Origin of the sequence: Streptomyces sp. NPDC006529 (genome assembly GCF_040611795.1) — a bacterium.
Taxonomy (GTDB): Bacteria; Actinomycetota; Actinomycetes; order Streptomycetales; family Streptomycetaceae; genus Streptomyces.
Map to the genome: position 1 here is coordinate 121,823 of NZ_JBEXPB010000008.1, position 23,738 is coordinate 145,560.

Genomic DNA, 23,738 nt, shown 5'->3' on the forward strand with positions numbered 1-23,738 from the left:
GGAGGCCGTCGGCCGGGACTGTCAGTGGGTCCCGCCACAATGGTGGTGAGCGGTGGGTGACCGAGTGAACGCACAGAGAGAAGGGCGGTGGGCGGCATGCCCGTATGGGACGACCTGGTGGGCCAGGAGCGCGTGCAGGCACAGCTGGCCGCCGCCGCCCGTGACGCCGACGCCCTGGTCACGGCCGACGCCGCGGGCATCGAGTCGGCGACCGGCTCCAAGATGACCCACGCCTGGCTGTTCACCGGGCCGCCCGGTTCCGGCCGGTCCACCGCGGCCCGCGCCTTCGCGGCGGCCCTGCAGTGCACGAGCCCCGACCGGGCGCTCGGCGGCGAACCGGGATGCGGATTCTGCGACGGCTGCCACACCACCCTGATCGGCACCCACTCCGATGTGGAGATCGTCCGTACCGACCTCCTCTCCATCGGCGTGAAGGACACCCGGGACCTGGTCCGCCGGGCCCAGCTGTCCCCGGCCGTGGGCCGCTGGCAGGTCATCGTCCTGGAGGACGCCGACCGGCTCACCGAAGGCGCCGGGAACGTCCTGCTGAAAGCCGTCGAGGAACCCGCTCCGCGCACGGTGTGGCTGCTGTGCGCGCCCTCGCTGGAGGACGTGCTGCCCACCATCCGGTCCCGCTGCCGTCACCTGACGCTGCGTACCCCGTCGGTCTCCGCCGTCGCCGACGTACTGGTCCGGCGGGACGGCATCGCGCCCGAGGTGGCCGCCGCGGCCGCCCGCGCGACACAGGGCCACATCGGCCGGGCCCGCCGGCTCGCCACGGACGAGCGGGCCCGTAGCCGCCGGGCCGCCGTGCTGAAGCTCCCGCTGCGGGTGGACGACGTGGGCGCGTGCCTCAAGGCGGCCCAGGAGCTGGTCGACGCCGCCGCCGAGGACGCCAAGCAGGTGGCCGAGGAAGTGGACGTCAAGGAGACCGAGGAGCTGCGCGCCGCGATGGGCGCCGCCGCGGGCACCGGCGGCCGGATGCCGCGCGGGACCGCGGGGGTGATGAAGGACCTGGAGGACCGGCAGAAGCGCCGCCGCACCAGGACCCAGCGCGACACCCTCGACCTGGCCCTCACCGACCTGATCGGCTTCTACCGGGACGTGCTGGCGCTCCAGCTCGGCTCCGGACTGGCCATCGCCAATGAGGAGATACGTCCGGACCTCGACCGGGTCGCCCGCGCGTCGGGCCCCGAGCGGACCCTGCGCCGCATCGAGGGCATCATCGCGTGCCGGGAGGCGCTGGACCGCAACGTGTCCCCGCTGCTCGCGGTCGAGGCGATGACGATGGCGCTGCGGGCGGGCTGAGCCGGCGGGGCGGGGGCCGGCGTCCCACCGGCCCGACGGGCCGGTGCTCCGGGCGCTTCGGTACGCCGGGGCGGGGATGACGGGGGACGCCGGTTGACCGGTTCACCCTTACGGGCGCCCGTACGGCCGCGACCGCGCCGGCCCCGTCCCGCCGGTGCGCGGGTCCCGTGCGCGCCGTGTCACCCCCGGGGCCGGGCGCGGCCTCCGGCTCAGGGGCACCGGCCAGGCCGTACGCTCCGGAGATGGACACGAGTCGCCTGCTGCGCACCACCGGAACCGTGATCGCCGCCGCCGGACTGCTCCTCTCCGGGTGCACCTCGGCAAGCTCGGGCTCCAGCGCGGCCGCTTCCTCCGGGGCCGCCAGCCGGACCGGCCCGGGCGCGGAACCAGGGGCGAGCCGGAGCGCCGGCGCGCAGTCGCCCGAGCCCACGGCGATCCCGGCCGCGCTGGCTCCGTACTACGCGCAGAAGCTGACGTGGCGGGACTGCGGTGCGCCGGGGTTCCAGTGCGCCACCATGAAGGCCCCGCTGGACTACGCGCACCCCGGCAACGGCCAGGACATCGACATCGCGGTCGCCCGCAAGGCGGCCACGGGCCCGGGCAAGCGGATCGGTTCCCTGCTGGTCAACCCGGGCGGCCCGGGAGGCTCCGGCATCGGGTACCTCCAGGCGTACGCGGGCATCGGCTACCCGGCGCCCGTGCGCGCCCGGTACGACATGGTGTCCTTCGACCCGCGCGGCGTGGCCCGCAGCGCCCCGGTGGACTGCCTGACCGGTCCCCGGATGGACGCCTACACCCAGGTGGACCAGACCCCGGACGACGCGGCGGAGCGGGCGAAGCTGGTGACGACCTTCAAGGAGTTCGCCGCGGGCTGCGAGGCGAAGTCCCGCCGGGTACTGCCGCACGTCTCGACGGTGGAGGCGGCCAAGGACATGGACATGCTGCGCGCGGTCCTGGGCGACAAGAAGCTGACGTACGTCGGCGCCTCGTACGGGACCTTCCTCGGCGCGACCTACGCCGACCTCTTCCCCACCCGCGTCGGCCGGCTGGTCCTGGACGGCGCGATGGACCCCGCGCGCCCGGCGCTGGAGCTGAACCGGGATCAGACGGAGGGCTTCGAGACGGCCTTCCGCTCCTTCGCCCGGGACTGCGCGAAGCAGCCCGAGTGCCCGCTCGGCCACGGCGACCCGGACGAGGTGGCCGAGCGGCTGAAGGAGTTCTTCCGCAAGCTCGACGCCCAGCCGGTACCGAGCGGCGACCCGGCGCGCCCGCTGGGCGAGTCGCTCGCGACGACGGGCGTGATCGCGGCCCTGTACGACCAGGCGGCCTGGCCGCAGCTGCGCGAGGCGCTCAAGGACGCCATGAACGGCGAGGGCGCGGGGCTGCTCGGGCTCGCGGACAGCTACTACGAACGCGACGCGCACGGCAAGTACGCCAACCTGATGTACGCCAACGCGGCCGTGAACTGCCTGGACCAGCCGCCCGCCTTCGCGGGTCCGGAGGACGTGGAGAAGGCCCTGCCGTCCTTCCAGAAAGCCTCCCCGGTCTTCGGCGCGGGCCTCGCCTGGGCCTCGCTGAACTGCGCGTACTGGCCGGTCAAGGCCACCGGCGCGGCGCACCGCGCGGAAGCGAAGGGCGCCGCCCCGATCGTGGTCGTCGGCACCGTCCGCGACCCGGCGACCCCCTACAAGTGGGCCCAGGCCCTCGCGGCCCAGCTGGACTCCGGTGTCCTGCTCACCTACGACGGCGACGGCCACACGGCCTACGGCCGCGGCAGCGACTGCATCGACACGGCGATCAACCAGTACCTCCTGGAGGGCACCCCGCCCCAGGACGGCAAGAAGTGCTGACCGGCTGATCCAGCCTCCCGCAATGCCCGACCCACCCCGATACGCCCCTTGCCCCACCCCCCCACGACGACCCGGTTCGGGGCACCCGGTTTAACCCTGTAGACTTGGCGCCGCTGCTGATGAGAGCCTCCCTCCGGGGAATTTCTCGTCTTCCCAGCGGTGCCGCCTTAGCTCAGTTGGCCAGAGCAACGCACTCGTAATGCGTAGGTCTCGGGTTCGAATCCCGAAGGCGGCTCTGTAGAACCCCCAGGACTCACTCGCCGTGACCTGGGGGTTTTGCTATTTCCGGGGCGGGATTGGGCTGCTGGTGGCGCGGGGTGTGGGGCCTACGCTGGCAGACATGGCCACTCGCGATCTGCCGTTCGCTGTCGACGACGGCGTCCACGTGCCCGCGCCCGGCGTGGGTGAGGTCTGGGCCGTCGGTGGTGTCATCCTTCGGCCGGACGGTCGGGCGTTCGCTCAGAAGCGGAGTGCGGACCGACGGCTGTTCGCCGACTGCTGGGACATCGTGGGCGGTCACGTCGAGGCGGGGGAGAGCGTGCTGGAGGCTCTCGGGCGTGAGGTGGAGGAGGAGACCGGCTGGCGTCTGACCCGTGTGCGCCGGTTCCTCGGCACCGCGACGTGGACGGGCGACGACGGCGGTGGACTCCGTCATGAGGCCGACTACCTCGTCGAGGTCGAGGGGGACTTGGGCCACCCGGCGCTGGAATGGTCCAAGCACTCCGCCTACGACTGGTTCGGCCCCGGCGACCTTGCACGCCTCAAAGAGAACCGCGGGGCCGGTGCGTTCCTGGTGCACGACCTCATCGCGGGAGTCGTCGGCCACTAGTGGCGCCCGGCTGACTGCTCGTTAGCGGGGTTCCCACGGGAGGTGGTTCGGGGTGGTGGGGGTGGGGAGCGGGATAATGGGGCGTCCGGTTGGGTGCGTGGGAGGGGTGGGTATGGGGGCTCGGGTTGTGGTGCGGGAGGCTGGGAGTGGGGACGTGGAGGTGGCTGCCGGGTTGTTCCGGGGGTACCTCGACTTCTACGGGGTGAGCGGGCACGACGCGGGGGCGCCCCGGGAGTTTTTGGCCGAGCGGATGCGCAAGGGGGAGTCGCTCGTGCTGCTCGCCGATGTGGAGGGGGGTGAGGGTGCGGGTGGGACCGTGGGGTTCGCGCAGGTGTACCGGACGTTCTCTTCGCTTTCGCTGCGGCCCTTGTGGGTGCTGGGGGATCTGTACGTCGCGCCGGCCGGGCGGCGGAGCGGGGCGGGGCGGGCGCTGCTCAGGGAGACGCTGCGCCGGGCGCGGGAGGCGGGGGTGTGCGGGGTGCAGTTGGAGACGGCGTACGACAACCACGTCGCCCAGGGGCTGTACGAGGCCGAGGGGTTCGTGCGGGATCCCTATCACGTGTACGTCCACGACCTCGGCTGACGCCGTCCCCGGTCACTCCCGGACGTAGAGGCTGTTCAGGGCCCACGCGCTCAGGGCCGCGAGGGCCAGGGCCAGGGGCCACTGGTGCAGCAGGGACGGGCCGCTCGCCAGGAGGGCCGCCAGGCCGTAAAGGCTGATCAGGGTGCCCAGCACGGCCTGCAGGGCCTCCGGGAGGCGGCCCACCCGGACCAGGAGGTAGAGGACCACCGCGCAGACCGGGAAGAGCCACGGGTACTCCCGCCCCGGCCCCTGGAACAGCACCAGGTCGCGCAGCTGGGGGAACCACTCGGCCCGGAGCTCCTTGACCGCCACGTCGTGCGGGAAGCTCCAGCGCGGGGCGAGCTCCGCCGAGAGGCGCAGAGGGTACGTCCAGTCGGTCATGAGCAGCAGCTGCCAGAGGAACAGGGTCAGCGCCGCGCCCTGTCCGAAGGCGGCGGCCTCTCCCAGGCCCGCCACCGGACGTGCCTGGGAGACCGTCCGCGCCCGTACCGCTGCCCGCTCCGACGCCCGCCCCGGCGTCGGGACCGGAACCTGTCGCGTCGGGGTGGACGCGGGTGTCGGCGTCGGCGTCGGCGTCGGCGCGGGCCGAGCGGGGGCGGGAGGCGACTTCGGTGTCCGGGTCGGCGGTGCGGCGTTGTTGTACTTCAGGCGTGCCTCGCGGGCGCGGCGCATCGCCTCGGTCGTGTCGTCCCCCATGGCTGTTCCCCTTCCCTTCTGTCCCGCTGACCCTCTGACTCTCTGACCCTCTGATCAGTGGCGGTGGCGTTGCCGGCGTTCTTCGAAGGCGCGCTTCTGGCGCCGGGTGAGGTCGGCGTCGTCGCCCGCCCGACGGCCGTGCTCGCGGGGGTCGCTGCGCAGGGAAGGGTCCCCGCACACCGGGCAGTCGGGCCGCCGCCCGGTGCGCAGCCAGATGCTCTGGAACGCGTGCTGGCCGGGTGCCTCGCCGAGCACGCGCGGGAAGAACCAGTGGTCCGGCTCCATGGCGAACAGGGCCATCGACAGGTCCTTGCGGAGCGGGGCGGTCAGGAACCCGCCGACCCGGTCGGGCCCGTCGCTCGGGTGCAGCAGGGCCAGGACCACCTTCGCCGCCGCCGCGGTCAGGTGGTGGATGTCCGTGAGCAGCCCCGGTACGGCGTACAGGCGCCCGGTGCCGTAGTCGGTGCGCGGCTGGTGGCCCAGCTCGCCCAGCGATTCGCGGACCCCGCCGGTCGCGCACGACCAGCAGGGGGAGCCGGGGGTGGTGAAGACGACCTCGCCGCCCGCCGCGCCGTCGTACAGGCCGATGAAGACGGCCGGGCGGCGCAGGAAGTAGGCGAGGTGGTTGAGGCGTTGCTGCGCCTGGTTGTCGTCGGTGGCGGCGACCACGAGCCGGGCGTCGGAGATCCGCTGGTGCCAGTGGTGGTCGTCGAGCGAGGCGACGTCGCGGGCGAGGACGGTGACCTTGAGCCGCGGGTTCACCTTGCGCAGGCGCTTGGCGGTGGCCTTGGCCTTGTTGCGGCCGATGTCCCGCACCCCGAACAACGACCGGCCGAGGTTGGCCGGTTCGACCCGGTCGGGGTCGACCAGGGTGAGCCGGCCGACGCCGGAGCGGACCAGCACCTCGGCGAGGTAGCTGCCGACCGAACCGACGCCCACCAGCAGCACGTGGGTGTCCGCGAGGGCCGGGGAGAGCAGGCCCTGGGTACGGGCGAAGAGGCCGGCGCGCGCGGCCCGCGCCCGGCCGATCCCGAGCCGGTAGAGGATCCGCCGCGTCCGTCCGGGCGCCGGTGCGGAAGGGGCCGCGGACTCCGCCGGGGCGCGCGGCCCACCCGGCTGCGGCCCACCCGGCCGCGGTGCGAAGGCCTCCCCCACCCCGGAACCCCCCGTCCCGGAACCCCCCGCCCCGCCGTCCGCCCCCAGCGGCTCCCGGCCGCCCGGTGGCTGCGCGGGTGGACGCCGTACGGACTGCCCCGCGCGGGAGGCGGTGGGCGCGGGCGGCGCCGTACGGGCCCCCGCGGCCCCCAGCGCCTCCCGCAGCCGGTCCTGCTGCGGGATCCGCGGGTCCCAGCCCAGCTCCCGCACGATCAGCTCGGGGTGCGGCCCGTCCGCCCCGGCCTCCTCCAGCAGCAGCGGCGGGGCCACCGGGAAGTCGGCCGTCGCGAAGAGGTGGCGCCGGGCGCCCGAGCGGTCCGGGGGCAGGGGGACCCGTACCCCGGCCACCCCACCCACCTCGCAGGTGAGCGGGAAGGAGTCGGACCAGGTCACCCCGGCCTGCCGGAGCGCCGCGGCCAGCGGCACGACCACCGGGCGCATCGGCTCCAGCCGGACCCCGCGCTCGGTCCACATCGCGCCGAAGAAGGAGATCCGGGCGGTCTCGGTGAACAGCTCGTGCCGCTCGCCGGGGGTGACGAGGTCGTGGGTGACGATCGGCGCGAGGTAGCGCCCGAGGTCGGGCACCGCCTCCAGGGTGCGGCCGTACTCGCGGTGGTCCTGTTGGGACGGCCGGGGCATGCCCGTCGGGTGCGAGTGGATGATGCCCTTGAACCGGACCGGGCCGGCCCCCTCCATCCGCCCTATCTCGTGCAGGAGCCACGGGGTGTTGCTGTACTCCACCCGGGTCACCTGGGCGCGCGCGTCGTGGACGAAGGCGGTCAGCACGTCGCGCCCGCGCAGCCCGAGCAGGGCGCCGCCCTGCTCGGGCCGGGTCCGCCCGATGTCCCGCCCCACCTGGTCGATCACGTAGTCGAAGACATGTACGGGCAGCACGGCAATCGGTCCCTACTGCTTGCGGTTGAAGGGAAAGGGGCGTCCCATACGGACGAAGTCGACGCCCAGGGCCCAGGTCGCCGAGCGCGCGTACGCCTCCTGGAGGGTGGGCTGGCCCGAACCGGAGCGCTCGGACAGGCAGATCAGGCCGCTGTGGTAGAGGTGGAAGCCGTGCTGGTCGTGGCTGGGCAGCGACTCCAGCTCCGGTTCGATCAGGCGGACTTGGTACTCGACCCCGTCGAAGCGCGCGCACATCACGTAGCGGTGCTCGAACATGGTGGTGATCTCGTAGACCCAGCCCTCGGCGCCGGGGGCGTCCTCGTAGTAGGTGTTGGCGGGCAGTTTGGCTTCCACGACCCGGCGTTCGCGCTCCAGCCGGGCCGCGGTGGATCCGGCGGCGAAGGTGCTCTGCGGGACTCTGGAGAGCGGCGCGTCGTTCTCGCCGCCGGTACCGAGGCGGACCTTGCCCTCGCGGTCGACGTACACCTCTTGCCGGCCCGCCGCCGTCTTGGACTGGCTGGCGAAGAAGCTGTCCCGGATGGCGTTCAGGTCGTACATGTCGGCCATGGTCTTCATCCCTCCCTGGTGGGTCGATGAGGTGCTACGCCCGGCTGCGGGCGATCAGTTCGCGCAGCCGGACGGTCTGCGGGTGGTCCGGGCCGTACGCCGTCCAGTGGTCGGCGTACAGGGCCTCGAACTCGGCGGTCGCGCGCCGGGCCTCACCGGCCGCGGCCAGCCAGTGGGCCTGGTCGTAGCGGATCTCCGACAGCTTGGGGTCGGTCGCGGCCAGCACCCCGGAGACGGCGGCGCGCAGTTCGAGCAAGTGCTGGGCGGCCGGGCGCGGATGGCCGGACTCGCCGATGTAGCGGGCGAGGTTGAGCGCGCACAGGATGGCCAGCTGGTCGTCCGCGCCGAGCACCTGGCGGGCCCGCGCGGCCACCGGCGCGAGCCGCTCGGCCGCGGCCGCGGGGCGGCCCGCCCGGGCCAGGGCCTGCGAGAGGTGCAGGGAGACCAGCCAGATCCCGCGGTGATCGGCGGGGAGCGAGGCGCGCGCGAAGTCGAGGACGTCGCTCAGCTGCCGCACCCGCTCCTCGGGCGGGCCCTCCGGGTCCCGCTCGGTGGCTTCCAGCACGGCGTTGCAGCGCGCCTCGACCTGCCGCGCGGGGTCCGCCGGGGGCTCCGGCGGGCGGCCGGGCGGCGGCGGGGTGCCCGGGGTGACGACGACGGTGGGGGGCGGTACGACGGCCAGGCTGAGCCCGCGCAGCAGCCCGGCGACCTCGCGGGCGTCGGCGGGGCGCTCGCCGGGGTTCTTGGTGAGCAGCCGGGTGACCAGGTGGTCCACGGCCGACGGTACGTCCGGGCGCAGGGCGCGGACGGAGGGGATCGCGGCGCGGCAGTGCAGGGAGACGAGGGTGCCGTAGTCGTCGGGGGCGGTGTAGGGCTGGCGGCCGGTGAGCATCTCGAAGAGCACGCAGCCGACGGCGTAGAGGTCGGTGGCCGGGCCGATGGGCTCCTGGAGGAAGCATTCGGGGGCCATGTACTCGGGGGTGCCGACGAGTTGGGCGTAGCCCGTGACGCCGGCGGCGTAACCGAGGGCGCCGAAGGCGGTGTACGAGCGGGCGATGCCGAAGTCGAGGAGGAGCAGGCCGCTGTGGCCCGGGTCCGTCCCGCCCGCCATGGCCGCCCCGCCCGTGCTGCCCGCCCCGCCCGTGCCGCCCGCCGTGGCGGGCGCGGGCGGGGCGGCGCCGCGGATCATGATGTTGCTCGGCTTGATGTCGCGGTGGACGAGGTCCCGGGCGTGGACCGGGACGAGCGCCTCGCACAGTTCGGCGGCCCACCGCAGGGCCTGGTCCACCGCCTGCCGGTGACCCCGGGGGACCACGGCGCGCAGGGTCCGCCCCTCGACGTACTGGGTGATCAGGTAGAGGTGCCAGGAGCCGTCGATCCTGGCTTCGTCCACGTCGTGCACCCGGACGATCCGGGGGTCGTCGATCGCGGCCAGGATCTTCGCCTCGCGCAGGAAGCGGAGGGCGGGGTGCGTGCCCCGGTCCGCGACCCGCAGGAATTTGGCCACGACCGTGCGGTCGAGCCGCTGGTCGTGCGCTTTCCAGACCTCCGCCATGCCTCCTTGGAAACGCTCCAGCAGTGCGTAACGGTCCAGCACAAGGCGCCGCACGGGCGATGGGCCCGCCCCCCGAAAACCCGACATGACCCAAGGGTGGCACTCACCCGGTCATCGGTTCAGCGTATTTCTGAAACATCTCTGAACCTCGGGTGGCTCTTTTACGTCGCTACTTCGCGTCGGCGTAGCACTCCACGACCGCCGTGGTGAAGGGGAACCGGACCGGGGTCTCCCCGAAGGCGATCCGGCCGGCCCGGTCGCCGGCCTCGCGGATGGCCTGCGCCACCGTCTCCGCCTCTTGCGCGGGGCAGTGCACGATCACCTCGTCGTGCTGGAAGAACACCAGCTCGGCGCGGAGGCCGGCGGTGGCCTGGCGCAGGGCCGCCAGCATCAGCAGGGCCCAGTCGGCGGCGCTGCCCTGGACCACGAAGTTGCGCGTGAACCGGCCGCGGGCCCGGGAGTCGGAGGAGGCGTAGCCGGGGGTGAAGCCGCCGGCCGGGCCGGAGGCGCCACCGTCCGCCGCGTACGGGCCCCCCGCCTCCGGGGCCTCCTGGGGGAGGCCGGCCTCCTCCTGGGCGGCGGCCCCGGCCGCGGGCGGGCAGGTGCGGCCCAGCCAGGTGCGGACCAGCCGGCCCTCCTCGCCCGCGCGGGCGGCGTCGTCGACGTAGGCCACGGCGCGCGGGAAGCGGCGGCGCAGGGCGGCGAGGTTCTTGAGGCCGTCGCCGGAGGTCTGCCCGTACACCGCGCCGAGGACGGCGATCTTGGCCATGTCGCGGTCGCCGGAGAAGCCCTGGCGGGAGATCGAGGTGTAGAGGTCCTCGGGGCGGCCGGCCACCTCCATCAGGCCCGGGTCGCGGGAGATCGCGGCCAGCACCCGGGGCTCCATCTGGTCGGCGTCCGCCACGACGAGCCGCCAGCCGGGGTCGGCGACGACCGCCCGGCGGATCACCTTCGGGATCTGCAGGGCGCCACCGCCGTTGGTGACCCAGCGGCCGGTGACGGTGCCGCCCGGGACGTACTCGGGGTGGAAGCGGCCGTCGTGCACCCAGTCCTGGAGCCAACCCCAGCCGTGGGCGGTGTAGATGCGGTACAGCTTCTTGTACTCCAGCAGCGGGGCGACGGCGGGGTGGTCGATCTCCCGGATCTCCCAGCGGCGGGTGGACCTCAGCTTGATCCCGGCGCGGGCGAAGGCCTTGATGACCTCGGCCGGCAGGTCGGGGCGGACCGGGTGGCCGAAGGCGGCGGAGATCTGCTCGGCCAGCTCGGCGAGGCGGCGCGGGGCGCCCCCGCCGCCGTAGCGCTCGCCGAGGAGGTCGGTGAGCAGCGCCCGGTGCACGTCCGCCCGCCAGGGCAGGCCCGCCCGGTTCATCTCCGCGGCGACGAGGAAGCCGGCGGACTCGGCGGTGGTGAGCAGGTGCATGCGGTCGGGGTGGGCGGTGGCGCCGTGGCGGCGCATCTGGTCGGCGTAGACCGCGAGCAGGGCGTCGAGGGGGAGCGGGGCCGGGCGGGGGTCGAAGAGGGAGGACTGGCTGCCGGGGGCCGCGCTGCGCTGCGGGGGGTCCGGGGGGACGGGGGTGTGCGTGAGGCGGGCCCAGGCGGCGGCCGCGGAACGGGGTTCGCCGAGGCGGCCCTCGTGGCCGAGGAGCAGGAGTTCCGCGTCCTCGATGTCGTAGCAGCGGGTGACGCGGGTGCCGGAGGCGAGCAGGCGGGGGTAGACGGCCTGGGTGGAGCGCCAGATCCAGCGGGTGCCGGGCGGGGCGGCCCGGATCGCCTCCTCCGGGGTGGCCGCGGTGGTGCGGGGGCCTTGGCCGTGCGCCGGGGTGGCTTCCCAGCGGGCGTCCGGGGTCTCGGCCAACACCCACCGGGTGGGGTGGTCGCTCATCGTCCGAGTGTTCCACCGGGGTCTGACAGTGCGGTGGTGTCGGGGGCCCGGGGGCGTGTCGGGGGATGGCGTGCGCGGAGTGGGCGTCGGGGAGCCCGTCGGCGCAAGGGCGGGCCGGGAGCGCTCGCGGGGGGCGTGCCAAGCTGTCGGGGTGAAAGATGTTGTCGACCGTGCCTTCGCCGCCGCCCTCTACGCCCAGGACGACACCGGGCTCGACACCGGCGCGTCGCTGCTCGCCGCCGGGCCGTGGGGCGAGGTGGGGCGGGAGCTGCTGGCGCGCGGCGAGGGGTTCGTGCGCCAGGCCTGGGAGCGCGGCTGGCAGCCCGCGGACGTGGTGCGGCTGGTGCGCCGGGATCTGGACGAGCGGCACGTGCGCCTGGTCGGGGACCTGATCGCCGGGGAGGCGCGGCGGTACGCGCGGCTGCCCGCGCGGTGGGGTGCCGGGGAGGTGTGGTGGGGCCCGGACTCGGCGTACGCGGAGTCGGTGGCGGCGCGGGAGAAGTGCGACCGGTTCTCGCTGGCCACCGCGGTGCTGGAGGTACTGCGGGTGCTGGTCCGGCTGCCGTCGATCGAACCGGTCGGCCCGCTGCCCGGGGATCCGGCGGGGGAGCTGGCGCAGGCCGGGCACATGGAACCGCGGATGCTGGGGCGGATCCGGGCGCTGCTGGCCAAGGCCGAGGCGACGACCTTCCCCGAGGAGGCGGAGGCGCTCAGCGCGAAGGCGCAGGAGCTGATGGCCCGGCACACCGTCGACGAGGCGCTGCTCGCGGTGCGCGAGGGAGGCTCCGGGCAGGTGCCGGGGGCCTGCCGGATCGGGGTGGAGCCGCCGTACGAGGAGGCCAAGGCGGTGCTGCTGGACGCGGTGGCGCGGGCCAACCGGTGCCAGGCGGTGTGGAACGCGGCCTTCGAGTTCTCGACGGTGGTGGGCTTCGAAGGCGATCTGGAGTCCGTGGACCTGCTGTACACCTCGCTGCTCGTGCAGGGGACGGCGGCGATGACGCGCGCCGAGGCCGGGCAGCGGGCGGGCGGGCGCAAGCGGACCAAGACGTTCCGGCAGTCGTTCCTGCTGGCCTACGCGAGCAGGCTGGGCCAGCGCCTGGCGGAGACGGCCGAGCACACGGCCGCCGAGACGCCGGACCTGCTGCCCGCGCTGGTCGCCCGGGACGTGGCCGTCGGGGCCCGGGCCGAGGAGATGTTCCCCAAGACGACCACGACCCGGCTGCGCGGGGCCACCGACCTCGCGGGCTGGACCGACGGCACCGAGGCCGCCGACCGGGCGAACGTCGGCGCGGCGCAGGGCCGCCCGGACCGCCAGGCGCTGCGGAAGTAGCCCCGCCCCGGCCGCGGGCTTCCGCCCCGCCCCGGCCGCGGGCTTCCGCTCCGGGGGCGGTCCGGCTTCCCGCGCCGGCCGGCCCCGGACCGGCCCGGCACCGGTCCAGGGCACCCCCGCCGTCCGCCCGCCGCACGAATCCACCGGCCCGGACCGCGCGAATCCACCGGCCGTGTCCGCGCAAATGCGCGGAAAGCCGGACCCGCTACGCTCCCCCCATGAGCTGGCTCCGGGCCCTGAAGGACACCGCCCGATCGGGGCTGACGGTCGAGCGGACCCGGCTGGAGCCGCTCATCGCCGTGCGCGCGGGCGTCGGACTCGCCCTCGTCATCGGCTTCGGGCTGGCCTTCCTGGGCCCCGGCGCGGCCGCCAGTTCCGCCTTCGGCGCCTTCATGGCGGCCATCGCCACCTTCCAGCGCAGCTGGCGCCCCCGCCCGGTGCTCGCGCTCGCCTCCGGACTGACCCTCGCCGTCAGCACCTTCGTCGGCTACCTCGTCGGCTCCTCCGACACCCTGGCCTTCCTCGCGCTGCTCGCCGCCTGGACCTTCGCCTCCGGGATGCTCTGGGCGGCCGGCCCGACCGCGGGGGTGATCGCCTCCGGGAACGTGGCGATCATGCTGGTGACGGTCACCCTGCCGACCTCCGTCGCGCAGGCCGCCGGGCACGCCGCGATGATCGCCGCGGGCGGAGTGGTGCAGGCGCTGCTGATCGTGCTCTTCCCCGTCCGCCGCTGGGGCGCCCAGCGCGACGCCCTCGCCGACGCGCTGGCCGCCGAGGCCGACTACGCCCGGCGGCTGCGCCAGGATCCGGTCGCGCCCTTCGACCCCGCTCCCCTGATGACGGCCCGGGCCGCCGCGCTCGTCACCCGCCGCCAGGCCCGCAGCCGGCCCGCCGAACTGCACGGCGCCCGGGGGCTCGCCGAGCGGATCCGGCCCGTGCTGGCCTCGCTCGCCGACCCCGCCGTGGGGGCTCCGGCCGAGGGGCCCGCACGGGGGCGGGTGCGGGAGCTGCTCGCCGCCGCCGGGTCCGTGCTGGACGCCGCCGCGCACGCCATCCGGCACGGGGAGCCCGCACGCCTGCCCGCGCCGGCCCTCTCCGTGCTCAAGGCGCCGGACACGCCCGACCTGCTCGACGGGGCGGCGCTGCGGGCCGCGCACCGGCTGGCGGCGCTGCTGGAGGACGTCCTGGAGACCGCCGAGCCGGGGTCTGGGCGGACCGCCGACCCCGCGGAATCGATGCTGCGCCCCACCCTGCCCGGGCTGGTCCCGCTGGTCGCCAAGGCGGTACGGGCGGACCTGCGGCCCGGATCGCCGGTACTGCGCCACGCGCTGCGCGTCACCGCCGTCACCTCCGCGGGCTACCTGATCGGGCACGCGCTGCCCTTCGGGCACCCCTACTGGGCGCCGATGGCCGCCGTCATGGTGATGCGGCCCGACTTCAGCCAGACCTACGAGCGCGCCGTCGCCCGCTTCGGCGGCACCCTCGTCGGGGTCGCCGTCGCCACCGGCGTCGTCCGGCTCGCCCAGCCGGGCATGTACCTCTCCGGCCTGCTCGCCGTGGTCAGTGCCTGCCTCATGTACGTCCTGATGCGCACGGGGTACGCCGTCGCCCAGCTCTTCGTGTCGGCGTACGTCGTCTTCCTGCTCGGCATGGGCGGGGTGCGCTGGGACCAGACCGTCCCCGACCGGGTCGCCCTCACCCTCGTCGGCGGGCTCCTCGCGATGATCGGCTATGCGCTCTACCCGGCCTGGGAGACCCCGCGGCTGCGCACCCGGCTCGCCGACTGGGTCGCGGCCGCGGGGCGGTACGCGGCGGCGGTGTTCGACCAGTACGCCGACCCGGCCGGGGCCCGGCGGGCCGATGTGCGGGAGGCGCTGCTGGCCGCACGGGACGCCCGGATCGCCTGGCACGAGGCGGTCGCCCGAGCCGCCGGGGAGCCGGTACGGCACCGGGGGATCTCCCGGTCGGCCGCCGAGGAGGCGGCCGAGGCGCTGGCCGCGCTGGGCCGCCGGGCGATGCTCCTGGAGGCGCACCTGCCCGACCGCGACCGGCCCCCGGCGCCCGGCGCGGCGGCGCTGGCCGAGGCCCTGCGGACCGCGACCGGGGAGGGCGCCCGGGAGGTGCGGGAGCGGCGGATCCCGCGGTGGGAGGCGGTCCGCGCGGTCCTGGACGCGCCGGACGGGCCTGACGCGCCCGCGCCGGGGGCGTTGCGCGGTACCGCCGAGCTGCTGCTGGAGTCGCTGGAAGAGGTCTCGGCGGCGCTCGGGGGAAAACCGGCCCCCCGGCTGTGATCAAAGGACCACGCCGCGTGCACGTGCATCTGCCCATGCAGCGGTTCTTGAACACAGCTATGATCCGGTGCAGTTGACATCTGCACTATCGGGGGCTTCCTGTGGACCACGCGTACAACGGGATGGCGGCCGCAGAACTCGACGGGGTGATGTGGCAGAAGAGCAGGCACAGCAACTCGCAGGGTTCTTGCGTGGAATTCGCCAAACTGCCGGGGGGCGACGTGGCGGTGCGGAACTCGCGTCACCCGGACGGCCCCGCGCTCGTCTACACGCCGGCGGAGATAGAGGCGCTCCTGCTGGGCGTCAAGGACGGGGAGTTCGACCACCTCATCGCCTGACGGCACCGGGCCTGCCGACGAGGGGCACAGGGGCATTGATCAAGCCGTGCACGTGCACTGGCCGGGAACGATCGCAGTGATCGTTCCCGGCCAGTGTCGTGTCCGTCGGCCACCCGCGTCCGCTGGGCGCACGGGTGGCGGCGGGTCAGTCCTGGAGCATGAACAGGGCCCAGACCACTTTCCCGCTGAGCCGTCCCGCGAGCGGGTGCCAGCCCCAGCTGTCGCTGTAGGAGTCCACGAGGAACAGTCCGCGCCCGGATTCGGCGTCGAAGTTCTCCTCCGTCCGCTCCGGTGAGAAACAGCCCCCCGGCCGGTCCTCGCTCGGGTCGCGCACCGCGCACACCAGCCGGGTGCTCCACCGCATCAAGTGGAGCCGCACCGGCGGGTCCTGCTCGGCGCGGGCCTCGCGGCAGCCCTGGGACCCGTGCGAATCCTCGGGCAGGGCGTGCCGCAGCGCGTTGGTGACGAGTTCGGAGACCACCAGGGAGACGTCGTCGAACCGGTCGTCGAGTCCCCACTGGGCGAGCGTCGAGCGGGTGAACGAACGGGCCCCCCGCACCGCCTCGTACCGGGCGGGCAGAGCGCAGGAGGCGGACCCGGAGACAGCCGTGGGATCGACCGGGGGCAGCCCCTGCCGTAACGGCTCTAGCACGGTCGATCCATTCGTCCCCATGCGAGGCACTCCCGGGATTCGCGGCCGGGCGGTATCCCTGGCCAGAAAGAACTGCGGGGTGGGTCTCGCGCCGGCGCGAAGAGCACGCAGGTGCGCGGGGACCATGCTTCCGAATGCGGATGTCAGATGCAAGGGCAGATGCACGTGCACGCGCCGGACCTGTCCGGTCCCGTCATGGTTCTTGCTCATTTCTTCCTACGCATCCTTACGGACTTCTTTTCCGGGGCGCAGGATTCCGTTACAGAACGACTACGGACCGATGCGTTTTGGTGGCAGACTGCGGCCCTTGGGGTTCGGGGGCCCCGCGCAGCCAAGGCGAAGGGGAGGGCAGGACTGGTGACCGCAGAAGCCAGCGGTTCCGTGGTGCGCCGCATTCTCCTGGGCTCGCAGCTCAGGCGGCTCCGAGAATCCCGTGGGATCACCCGTGAGGCGGCCGGCTACTCGATCCGCGCGTCCGAGTCGAAGATCAGCCGCTTGGAGTTGGGAAGGGTGAGCTTCAAGGCCAGGGACGTCGAGGACCTCCTCACGCTCTACGGAGTCATGGACGGAACCGAGCGCGAGTCGCTCCTCGGGCTCGTCCGCGAGGCCAACGCGGCGGGCTGGTGGCACAGTTACGGCGACGTCCTGCCCGGGTGGTTCCAGACCTACATCGGGCTGGAGGGCGCCGCGTCCCTCATCCGCATCTACGAGGTCCAGTTCGTCCACGGCCTGCTCCAGACCGAGGCGTACGCTCACGCGGTCGTCAGCCGGGGCATGCCCACGGCCACCGCCGCCGAGATCGACCGGCGGGTCGCACTGCGCCTGGAACGGCAGAAGGTCCTCGTCTCCGAGAACGCCCCCGTCTTCCACGCCGTCCTCGACGAGGCGGCCCTGCGCCGCCCGTACGGCGACCGGGACGTCATGCGCGGCCAGTTGGAGCACCTCATCGAGATCTCCCAGCGGCCCAACGTCCAGCTCCAGGTCATGCCCTTCTCCTTCGGCGGGCACGCGGGCGAGAGCGGCGCGTTCACGCTGCTGCGCTTCCCCGAGTCCGACCTCCAGGACATCGTCTATCTGGAACAGCTCACCAGCGCCCTCTACCTGGACAAGGACGAGGAAGTGGGGCAGTACAGCCGGGCCATGGAACGGCTCCAGGGCGACTGCCCGGACCCGCGCCAGACCCGGGACCTTCTCCGCGGCCTGCTCCAACTGTCTTGAATCGCACGTACTATGACGACTGATCAGTCTCCGGTGCAGCGCAAGGGTGCGCGCTCGCAGTAAGGGATGGCATGTCCATATTCAGCGACGTGGCCCACCAGTACATCGACGGCGAATGGCTGGCCGGTACGGGCTCGTGGGACATCATCGACGTGAACCCCTACAACGGGGAGAAGCTCGCGGCCATCACGGTGGCCACCGTCGAGCAGGTCGACCGTGCCTACCGGGCCGCCGAGCGCGCGCAGGCCGAATGGGCCGCCACCAGCCCGTACGCCAGACGCGCCGTCCTGGAGCGCGCCCTGCGGATCACCGAGGAACGCGAGCCCGAGATCGTCGAGGCGATGATCGACGAGCTGGGCGGCACCCGGCCCAAGGCCGAGTACGAGATCCACCTGGCCAAGGAGTTCATCCGGGAAGCGGTCCAGCTCTCCGTCCGCCCCGAGGGCCGCATCCTGCCCTCGCCGGTGGCGGGCAAGGAGAACAGGGTCCACCGGCTGCCCGTCGGCGTGGTCGCCGTGATCAGCCCCTTCAACTTCCCCTTCCTGGTCACCATGAAGTCGGTCGCGCCCGCCCTGGCGCTCGGCAACGCCGTGGTCATCAAGCCGAACCAGAACGCGCCGGTCGTCGGCGGCGGGGTGATCGCGAAGATCTTCGAGGAGGCGGGCTTGCCGGCCGGGCTGCTGAACGTCCTCGTCACCGACATCGCCGAAATAGGGGACGCCCTCCTCACCCACCCGGTGCCCAAGGTGATCTCCTTCGCCGGTTCCGACCGGGTCGGCCGGCACGTCGGCGCCGTCGCGGCCCGCCACTTCAAGCGGACCGTCCTGGAACTGAGCGGCAACAGCGCGCTGGTCGTCCTGGACGACGCCGACCTGGACTACGCGGTGGACGCGGCCGTCTTCAGCCGCTTCGTCTACCAGGGCCAGGTCTGCATGGCCGCGAACCGGATCCTCGTGGACCGCTCCGTCGCCGAGGAGTTCACCGCGAAGTTCACCGCGAAGGTGCGCTCGCTCAAGACCGGCGACCCGCACGATCCCGAGACGCACATCGGCCCGCTGATCAACTCCTTCCAGGCGGACGCGCTCACCGCGCTGGTCGACCGGGCCATCGCCTCGGGCGCCCGGGCGCTCGTCCGCGGTTCTACGCGCGGCAACCTGGTCGAACCGACGGTCCTGGCCGATCTGCCCGAGGACTCCCCGCTGCTGGGCCAGGAGATCTTCGGTCCGGTGGCCCTGCTGGTCGTCTTCGACGGCGAGGACGAGGGCGTACGGCTGGCCAACGCGACCCCGTACGGACTCAGCGGCGCCGTCCACACCCGGGACATCGAGCGCGGCGTGCGCTTCGCCCAGCGGATCGAGACCGGGATGATCCACGTGAACGACTCCACCATCGGGGACGAGCCGCTGGCGGCGTTCGGCGGCGAGAAGGCCTCCGGACTGGGCCGGCTCAACGGCGAGGCGACGGTGGAGGCCTTCACCACCCAGAAGTGGATCTCGGTCCAGCACGGACGGACCCGCTTCCCGTTCTGATGTCCTCCGGGCGGGTCAATTAGGACAGTATCTGGCCTCGTTGGTCCGTAGGTTGTCTCTTGTCGGAGACGGCGCGCACCGCGCCGGACACGCACGAGACACGAGGCGGTCGGTCAGCATGGTCACTCACGTTCCCGCGGAAGCGCACGGCGACGAGCGCGGTGCGCTCCTGTCCTTCATCGAGGCGCAGCGCGGCGGCCTGCGGCGCTCGGTCCTCGGCCTCACCGAGGAGCAGGCCGCGAGCCGCCCCAGCGCCAGCGAGCTCTCCCTGTCCGGGCTGCTCAAGCACGTGGCGGAGACGGAGCTGAGCTGGCTGCGCATGGCCCAGCAGCGGCCGAACGAGAAGCAGCGCAACCGCGACACCTGGCCCGACAGCTTCCGGCTGGTCGACGGCGAATCGGTCGGCGCCGTCCTGGAGTTCTGGGACGGGGTGGTGGCCGAACTGGAGAAGTTCGTCCGCGACCTGCCGAGCCTGGACGACACCTTCCCGCTGCCGTCGCAGCCGTGGTTCCCGAAGGAGGGCCGCGTCTCGATGCGCTGGCTGCTCCTGCACCTGATCGAGGAGCACGCCCGGCACGCGGGCCACGCGGACGTCATCCGCGAGTCCCTCGACGGCAAGACGGCCTTCGAGCTGGTCGCGCAGGCGTCGGGGCAGTCCTGGGGCTGAGGCAGGTCCGCAGGCCCCGCGGCGGGCGCCGGTGAGCCCGTACGGGCCACCGCGCTCGCGCGGCGCCGGGCCGCCGGTCAGGCTGGGAGCGTGCCGACCCACGCGCAAGACCACCGCGACCTGAAGCTGCGTGCCGTCTACGTCAACTGCACGCTCAAACGCTCGCCCGAGGTCAGCAACACCGACGGCCTGATCGACAGGAGCCGCGCGGTGATGGAGGCGGGCGGCGTCACCACCGAGCTGATCCGCGCCGTCGACCGCGACATCGCCACCGGCGTCTGGCCGGACATGACCGAGCACGGCTGGGAGAGCGACGACTGGCCGGTCCTGTACTCGCAGATCATGGCCGCGGACATCCTCGTCCTGGCCGGGCCGATCTGGCTCGGCGACAACAGCTCCGTGATGAAGCGGGTCATCGAGCGGCTCTACGCCTGCTCCTCGCTGCTGAACGAGCAAGGCCAGTACGCCTACTACGGCCGGGTCGGCGGCTGCCTGATCACCGGCAACGAGGACGGCGTCAAGCACTGCGCGATGAACGTCCTCTACAGCCTCCAGCACCTGGGCTACACGGTCCCCCCGCAGGCGGACGCGGGCTGGATCGGCGAGGCCGGCCCCGGGCCCTCCTACCTGGACCCGGGCTCCGGCGGCCCGGAGAACGACTTCACCAACCGCAACACCACCTTCATGTCCTGGAACCTGATCCACCTGGCCGCCCTGCTGCGCCGCTCCGGCGGGATCCCGGCGCACGGCAACCAGCGCTCCGAGTGGGACGCGGGCTGCCGCTTCGACTTCCCCAACCCCGAGCACCGCTGAGCGGGCGCCCGCGCCGCGACCGGGCCGCGCTTGCACCTCACGCGACGTGAGGCAGCACAGTGGAGCGCGTACCGAGAAGAGAAGGAGCGGAGGCGATGGGCTACTCCGTGGGACAGGTCGCCGGTTTCGCCCGCGTGACGGTGCGCACCCTGCACCACTACGACGAGATCGGGCTGCTCCGACCGAGCGGCCGCAGCGGCGCGGGCCACCGGCGCTACGACGACGGGGACCTCGACCGGCTGCAGCGGATCCTGTTCTACCGGGAGCTCGGCTTTCCGCTCGACGAGGTGGCGGCCCTGCTGGACGATCCGGCGACCGATCCGCAGGAGCACCTGCGCAGGCAGCACGCGCTGCTCTCGGAGCGGATCGGCACGCTCCAGCGGATGGCCGCCGCCGTGGAGCGCGCGATGGAGGCACGCACGATGAGCATCAGGCTGACCCCCGAGGAAAAGTTCGAGGTCTTCGGGGACTTCGACCCCGACGAGCACGCGGCGGAGGCGCAGGAGCGCTGGGGCGGTTCGCAGGCGTACCAGGAGTCCGCCCGCCGGTCCGCGGCCTACACGAAGGAGGACTGGAAGCGGATCACGGCCGAGGCCGAGGACATCTCGCGGCGCCTGGTCGCTCTGCTGGACTCGGGCGCGCCGGCGGATTCCGCGCCGGCCATGGACCTGGCGGAGGAGCACCGCGGCTGGATGAACCGGAACCACTACACCTGCTCGTACGAGATGCACGTCTGCCTCGGCGAGATGTACGTGGCGGACGAGCGGTTCGCGGCGTACTACGACGGCATGCGCGCGGGGCTGGCGGTGTTCGTGCGCGACGCGATCATGGCGAACGCGGTGCGCGGGGTGTAGGGCGCGCGGAGGCACACGCAGGGCGCGGGACGCGGCAGGCGGTGCGCGCCGCGGTCCCGCCGGGTACCTGGAACCTGGTGGGGGCCGCGTGCGTTCATACTTGAAACCACTGCCATGTGCTCCGGCCCGGCGCAGGAACTGCCCGAAATCCCCCGATCCAGGAGACTCCGGACTCGTGAACATGCTCGCACTCGGCCCTGAGTGGATTTCTCCGGAGTATCTGATCGGGCAGTTCGGCCTGATCGGCATCCTGGTCATCGTCTTCGCGGAATCGGGTCTCTTCGCCTTCCTGCCCGGCGACTCGCTGCTCTTCACGGCGGGCCTGTTCGTCGCGAGCGGCACCATCAAGCAGCCGCTGTGGCTGGTGTGCACCCTGATCGCGGCCGCCGCGATCATCGGCGACCAGGTCGGTTACATGATCGGCAAGGTCTTCGGCCCGAAGCTCTTCAACAAGCCGAACTCGCGGCTCTTCAAGCGCGAGAACCTCGACGCGGCGCACGACTTCATGGAGAAGCACGGCCCCAAGGCCATCGTGCTCGCCCGCTTCGTCCCGATCATCCGCACCTTCGCGCCGATGGTCGCGGGCGCGACCGCGATGAAGTACCGGACGTTCCTGCTGTTCAACATCATCGGCGGCGTGCTGTGGGGCGCGGGCGTCACGGTCCTCGGCTACCAGCTGGGCCAGTTCTCGTTCATCAAGGAGAACGTCGAGCCGATCTTCATCGGCATCGTGCTGATCTCGGTCATCCCGGTGATCTTCGAGGTGCTCAAGGGCCGCAAGGAGAAGAAGGCGAAGACCGGGGAGGCCGCCGAGCGCGGCGCCGGCCAGGACGGGCTCCCGCCCGTACAGGGCCAGCGCGGGCGCCACGCCAAGCGCTGAGCGCCGTACGGGCCCGCGCGCGCCCCGGGAGCACCTGGTGCCCCGGGGCGTTCGCACGTCCTGAAGCGGGCGGTGCGGCCGGGCGGGGCGGGCGGCCGGGTCAGAAGCCGCGGGTCCGCTTGGCCGCGCGGCGCTTGGCCGCGCTCGCCGAGCCGGGGATCCGCATGAACAGCCGCGAGGCCTCCGAGCCCAAGTTGACCCCGATGGCGATGGCGAAGGCGATCGCGGCGGCGTTGGTCAGCGAGGCGAAGCCCATGTTGAGCCGGTTCTCGGCGATCAGGAGCAGCCCGTAGTACGTCGCCGAGCCCGGCAGCAGCGGCCCGATGGCCGCGGTGACGTACGGCAGCGCCGAGGCGAAGCGGTAGCGGGAGAAGAGCTGCCCGAACAGGCCCACCAGCCCGGCCGCGATCGCGGTGGAGGGCACGGGCGGGATCCCGCCCGCGAAGTGCAGGGCGCCGTAGGTCACCCAGGCGACCCCGCCGTTCAGGGTCACGATCAGCACGGTGGAGCGCTCCTGCTGGAGCAGGATCGCGAAGGTGAAGACCAGCACCATCGAGGCCACGATCTGGATGACCGGCCGCTGGCTGATCTGGAGGGCCTCCTCCGGATTGGGCTCCGCGCCCCACTGGAGGCCGATGTAGATCACCACCAGCACGCCCATGATGATCCCGATGAAGAGGTACATGACCTCAAGGAGCCGGGCCGAGGCGGTGATGTAGTAGCCGGTCAGGCCGTCCTGCACGGCGGCGACCAGGGCCCGCCCGGGCAGCAGCGCGAAGAGCCCGCCGGTGATCACGGCCGAGGCGCGCACGTCGATCTGGGCGAGCTTGAGGGCCACCCCGAGCGCGGCGGGCGGCATCCCGGCCACCACGAACTGGTAGAACTCCGGCAGCCCGCGCCCGGCGCACAGCCAGGCGAGCCGGTCGCCGAGGACGGCTCCGATCGCGGCCGCGAAGAACACCACGACGCCGCCGCCGACGAGGGTGGAGGCGGCCCCGGCGAGCAGCCCGGCGGCCAGGGTGAGCACCCAGCCGGGGTACGGGTGGCGGTTGCGCCGGATCTCGGCGAGGCGCCGGTAGGCCTCCTCCAGGGAGACCTCCTGCTCGTGCGCCGCGCTGATGTCGTCGACGAGCCGGTAGACGGCCGCCAGACGGGTGTAGTCGGTGCCCCGGCGGCGTACGGTCCGGCTCGCCGAGACGGGGTGCTCCACCAGCGAGGGCTGGTGGGTGATCGAGAGCATGGTGAAGGTGACGGTCGGCTCGCAGCGGTCGAGGCCGTAGGAGCGGGCCACGGCGAACATCGCCGCCTCGACGTCCTCGGCGCCCTCGCCGCCCGCGAGCAGCAGCTCGCCGATGCGCAGGGTGAGGTCGAGCACGCGGCCGACGGCGGGCCCGGTGTCCTCGCTCAGGCGCTGCACGGCCTCGGGGACGGGCCGGTCGCCCACGGGCATGCGCAGCATCGTGCGCATCCGGTCCTGCCAGGGGGATTCCTTCATCCGGGAGACCGGGTACCCCTGGCCGGGGGTGTAGGCGGGCGGGGAGTGCCGGCCGCTGTAGGTGGCGGGCAGGGCGAAGGCGGAGCCCTCCGGTTCGGCCGGCACGGCCGCGGTGCCCGCGGGGGCGGCGAACTCCGAGGTGGGCTGCTCGTCCTCGAACACGCCGGGGTCGGCCACCCCCGTGGGCTGGCTGAAGGCGCTGCGCGCCTCGTCCGAGGCGGGCTTGCGCCGGTCGCGGTCCTCTGCATCGGCCTCTGCCGCCACGCGTGCTCCTGTGTCCCTGGGCCGGATTCCGAACCGGTGATCCAATTATGCGGAATCGTTTCGTCCGTGGCGGCCCGGGATACGCCGA

At 73.3% G+C, this 23,738-nt stretch carries 20 protein-coding genes and 1 tRNA gene; 14 read left to right on the forward strand and 7 right to left on the reverse strand.

Annotated elements, in window-relative coordinates; genetic code table 11:
* The first annotated feature begins 96 nt into the window (after positions 1-96).
* The 5 genes from ABZY31_RS09350 (at position 97) to ABZY31_RS09370 (ending at position 4,570) form a co-directional block, all read left to right on the forward strand.
* Positions 97-1,308, forward strand: a complete 1,212-nt coding sequence (locus ABZY31_RS09350) for a DNA polymerase III subunit delta' (protein ID WP_356406585.1) — start codon at positions 97-99, stop codon at positions 1,306-1,308.
* A gap of 242 nt (positions 1,309-1,550) precedes the next feature.
* Positions 1,551-3,158, forward strand: coding sequence for an alpha/beta hydrolase (locus ABZY31_RS09355; protein WP_356406588.1), 1,608 nt, complete (start codon positions 1,551-1,553; stop codon positions 3,156-3,158).
* A 161-nt stretch (positions 3,159-3,319) separates the two neighbouring features.
* Positions 3,320-3,393 (forward strand) — tRNA-Thr (locus ABZY31_RS09360).
* Positions 3,394-3,498: 105 nt separating this feature from the next.
* Positions 3,499-3,987, forward strand: coding sequence for an NUDIX domain-containing protein (locus tag ABZY31_RS09365; RefSeq protein ID WP_356406591.1), 489 nt, complete (start codon positions 3,499-3,501; stop codon positions 3,985-3,987).
* A gap of 154 nt (positions 3,988-4,141) precedes the next feature.
* Complete coding sequence (locus ABZY31_RS09370; RefSeq protein ID WP_356406594.1) at positions 4,142-4,570, forward strand: GNAT family N-acetyltransferase; 429 nt, start codon at positions 4,142-4,144, stop codon at positions 4,568-4,570.
* Positions 4,571-4,582: 12 nt separating this feature from the next.
* Here ABZY31_RS09370 and ABZY31_RS09375 read toward each other — a convergent pair whose 3' ends face one another.
* The 5 genes from ABZY31_RS09375 to ABZY31_RS09395 all read right to left on the reverse strand — a co-directional run bounded on the left by ABZY31_RS09375 (position 4,583) and on the right by ABZY31_RS09395 (position 11,319).
* Entirely contained in the window at positions 4,583-5,266 is a 684-nt protein-coding gene (locus ABZY31_RS09375; protein ID WP_356406597.1) for a hypothetical protein, read from the reverse strand.
* A 54-nt stretch (positions 5,267-5,320) separates the two neighbouring features.
* Positions 5,321-7,315, reverse strand: coding sequence for a ThiF family adenylyltransferase (locus ABZY31_RS09380; RefSeq protein WP_356406600.1), 1,995 nt, complete (start codon positions 7,313-7,315; stop codon positions 5,321-5,323).
* A 12-nt stretch (positions 7,316-7,327) separates the two neighbouring features.
* Positions 7,328-7,891, reverse strand: coding sequence for a hypothetical protein (locus tag ABZY31_RS09385; protein WP_356406603.1), 564 nt, complete (start codon positions 7,889-7,891; stop codon positions 7,328-7,330).
* A 25-nt stretch (positions 7,892-7,916) separates the two neighbouring features.
* On the reverse strand, positions 7,917-9,437 hold the full coding sequence (locus ABZY31_RS09390; protein ID WP_356406606.1) for a serine/threonine-protein kinase: 1,521 nt from the start codon (positions 9,435-9,437) through the stop codon (positions 7,917-7,919).
* Between the two features lie 169 nt (positions 9,438-9,606).
* Positions 9,607-11,319 (reverse strand): bifunctional 3'-5' exonuclease/DNA polymerase, encoded by a 1,713-nt coding sequence (locus ABZY31_RS09395; RefSeq protein WP_356406609.1) that lies wholly within the window; start codon positions 11,317-11,319, stop codon positions 9,607-9,609.
* Between the two features lie 151 nt (positions 11,320-11,470).
* Here ABZY31_RS09395 and ABZY31_RS09400 point away from each other — a divergent pair, with 151 nt between their 5' ends.
* From ABZY31_RS09400 to ABZY31_RS09410, 3 genes are all read left to right on the forward strand, one after another.
* Entirely contained in the window at positions 11,471-12,649 is a 1,179-nt protein-coding gene (locus ABZY31_RS09400; RefSeq protein ID WP_356406612.1) for a DUF2786 domain-containing protein, read from the forward strand.
* 218 nt (positions 12,650-12,867) lie between these two features.
* Complete coding sequence (locus tag ABZY31_RS09405) at positions 12,868-14,940, forward strand: FUSC family protein (RefSeq protein WP_356406615.1); 2,073 nt, start codon at positions 12,868-12,870, stop codon at positions 14,938-14,940.
* 101 nt (positions 14,941-15,041) lie between these two features.
* Positions 15,042-15,278 carry a DUF397 domain-containing protein gene (locus tag ABZY31_RS09410; protein WP_356406618.1) on the forward strand — a complete coding sequence of 79 codons (237 nt, stop codon included), beginning with the start codon at positions 15,042-15,044 and terminating at the stop codon, positions 15,276-15,278.
* 145 nt (positions 15,279-15,423) lie between these two features.
* On the opposite strand, the gene ABZY31_RS09415 is transcribed toward ABZY31_RS09410, so the two are convergent.
* Complete coding sequence (locus tag ABZY31_RS09415) at positions 15,424-15,951, reverse strand: ATP-binding protein (protein ID WP_356406621.1); 528 nt, start codon at positions 15,949-15,951, stop codon at positions 15,424-15,426.
* A gap of 333 nt (positions 15,952-16,284) precedes the next feature.
* Between ABZY31_RS09415 and ABZY31_RS09420 the strand changes: the two genes are divergently transcribed.
* The 6 genes from ABZY31_RS09420 (at position 16,285) to ABZY31_RS09445 (ending at position 21,891) form a co-directional block, all read left to right on the forward strand.
* Positions 16,285-17,148, forward strand: coding sequence for a helix-turn-helix transcriptional regulator (locus ABZY31_RS09420; protein WP_356406832.1), 864 nt, complete (start codon positions 16,285-16,287; stop codon positions 17,146-17,148).
* Between the two features lie 71 nt (positions 17,149-17,219).
* The gene (locus ABZY31_RS09425) at positions 17,220-18,677 is read left to right on the forward strand and encodes an aldehyde dehydrogenase family protein (protein ID WP_356406624.1); all 1,458 of its coding nucleotides are present in this window, start codon (positions 17,220-17,222) and stop codon (positions 18,675-18,677) included.
* Between the two features lie 118 nt (positions 18,678-18,795).
* Positions 18,796-19,344, forward strand: coding sequence for a DinB family protein (locus tag ABZY31_RS09430; RefSeq protein WP_356406627.1), 549 nt, complete (start codon positions 18,796-18,798; stop codon positions 19,342-19,344).
* Positions 19,345-19,434: 90 nt separating this feature from the next.
* Positions 19,435-20,157 (forward strand): flavodoxin family protein, encoded by a 723-nt coding sequence (locus ABZY31_RS09435; RefSeq protein ID WP_356406630.1) that lies wholly within the window; start codon positions 19,435-19,437, stop codon positions 20,155-20,157.
* 95 nt (positions 20,158-20,252) lie between these two features.
* On the forward strand, positions 20,253-21,011 hold the full coding sequence (locus ABZY31_RS09440; protein ID WP_356406632.1) for a MerR family transcriptional regulator: 759 nt from the start codon (positions 20,253-20,255) through the stop codon (positions 21,009-21,011).
* 175 nt (positions 21,012-21,186) lie between these two features.
* The gene (locus tag ABZY31_RS09445; protein ID WP_356406635.1) at positions 21,187-21,891 is read left to right on the forward strand and encodes a VTT domain-containing protein; all 705 of its coding nucleotides are present in this window, start codon (positions 21,187-21,189) and stop codon (positions 21,889-21,891) included.
* A gap of 100 nt (positions 21,892-21,991) precedes the next feature.
* Here the strand turns inward: ABZY31_RS09445 and ABZY31_RS09450 are convergent, their stop codons facing one another.
* The gene (locus ABZY31_RS09450; protein ID WP_356406638.1) at positions 21,992-23,650 is read right to left on the reverse strand and encodes a threonine/serine exporter family protein; all 1,659 of its coding nucleotides are present in this window, start codon (positions 23,648-23,650) and stop codon (positions 21,992-21,994) included.
* Between the last annotated feature and the right edge of the window lie 88 nt (positions 23,651-23,738).

Coding starts and splice junctions, on each gene's coding strand:
- ABZY31_RS09350 (WP_356406585.1), top strand. CDS start 97: ATGCCCGTATGGGACGACCTGGTGGGCCAGGAGCGCGTGCAGGCACAG.
- ABZY31_RS09355 (WP_356406588.1), top strand. CDS start 1,551: ATGGACACGAGTCGCCTGCTGCGCACCACCGGAACCGTGATCGCCGCC.
- ABZY31_RS09365 (WP_356406591.1), top strand. CDS start 3,499: ATGGCCACTCGCGATCTGCCGTTCGCTGTCGACGACGGCGTCCACGTG.
- ABZY31_RS09375 (WP_356406597.1), bottom strand. CDS start 5,266: ATGGGGGACGACACGACCGAGGCGATGCGCCGCGCCCGCGAGGCACGC.
- ABZY31_RS09385 (WP_356406603.1), bottom strand. CDS start 7,891: ATGAAGACCATGGCCGACATGTACGACCTGAACGCCATCCGGGACAGC.
- ABZY31_RS09390 (WP_356406606.1), bottom strand. CDS start 9,437: ATGGCGGAGGTCTGGAAAGCGCACGACCAGCGGCTCGACCGCACGGTC.
- ABZY31_RS09395 (WP_356406609.1), bottom strand. CDS start 11,319: ATGAGCGACCACCCCACCCGGTGGGTGTTGGCCGAGACCCCGGACGCC.
- ABZY31_RS09405 (WP_356406615.1), top strand. CDS start 12,868: ATGAGCTGGCTCCGGGCCCTGAAGGACACCGCCCGATCGGGGCTGACG.
- ABZY31_RS09415 (WP_356406621.1), bottom strand. CDS start 15,951: ATGGGGACGAATGGATCGACCGTGCTAGAGCCGTTACGGCAGGGGCTG.
- ABZY31_RS09425 (WP_356406624.1), top strand. CDS start 17,220: ATGTCCATATTCAGCGACGTGGCCCACCAGTACATCGACGGCGAATGG.
- ABZY31_RS09430 (WP_356406627.1), top strand. CDS start 18,796: ATGGTCACTCACGTTCCCGCGGAAGCGCACGGCGACGAGCGCGGTGCG.
- ABZY31_RS09440 (WP_356406632.1), top strand. CDS start 20,253: ATGGGCTACTCCGTGGGACAGGTCGCCGGTTTCGCCCGCGTGACGGTG.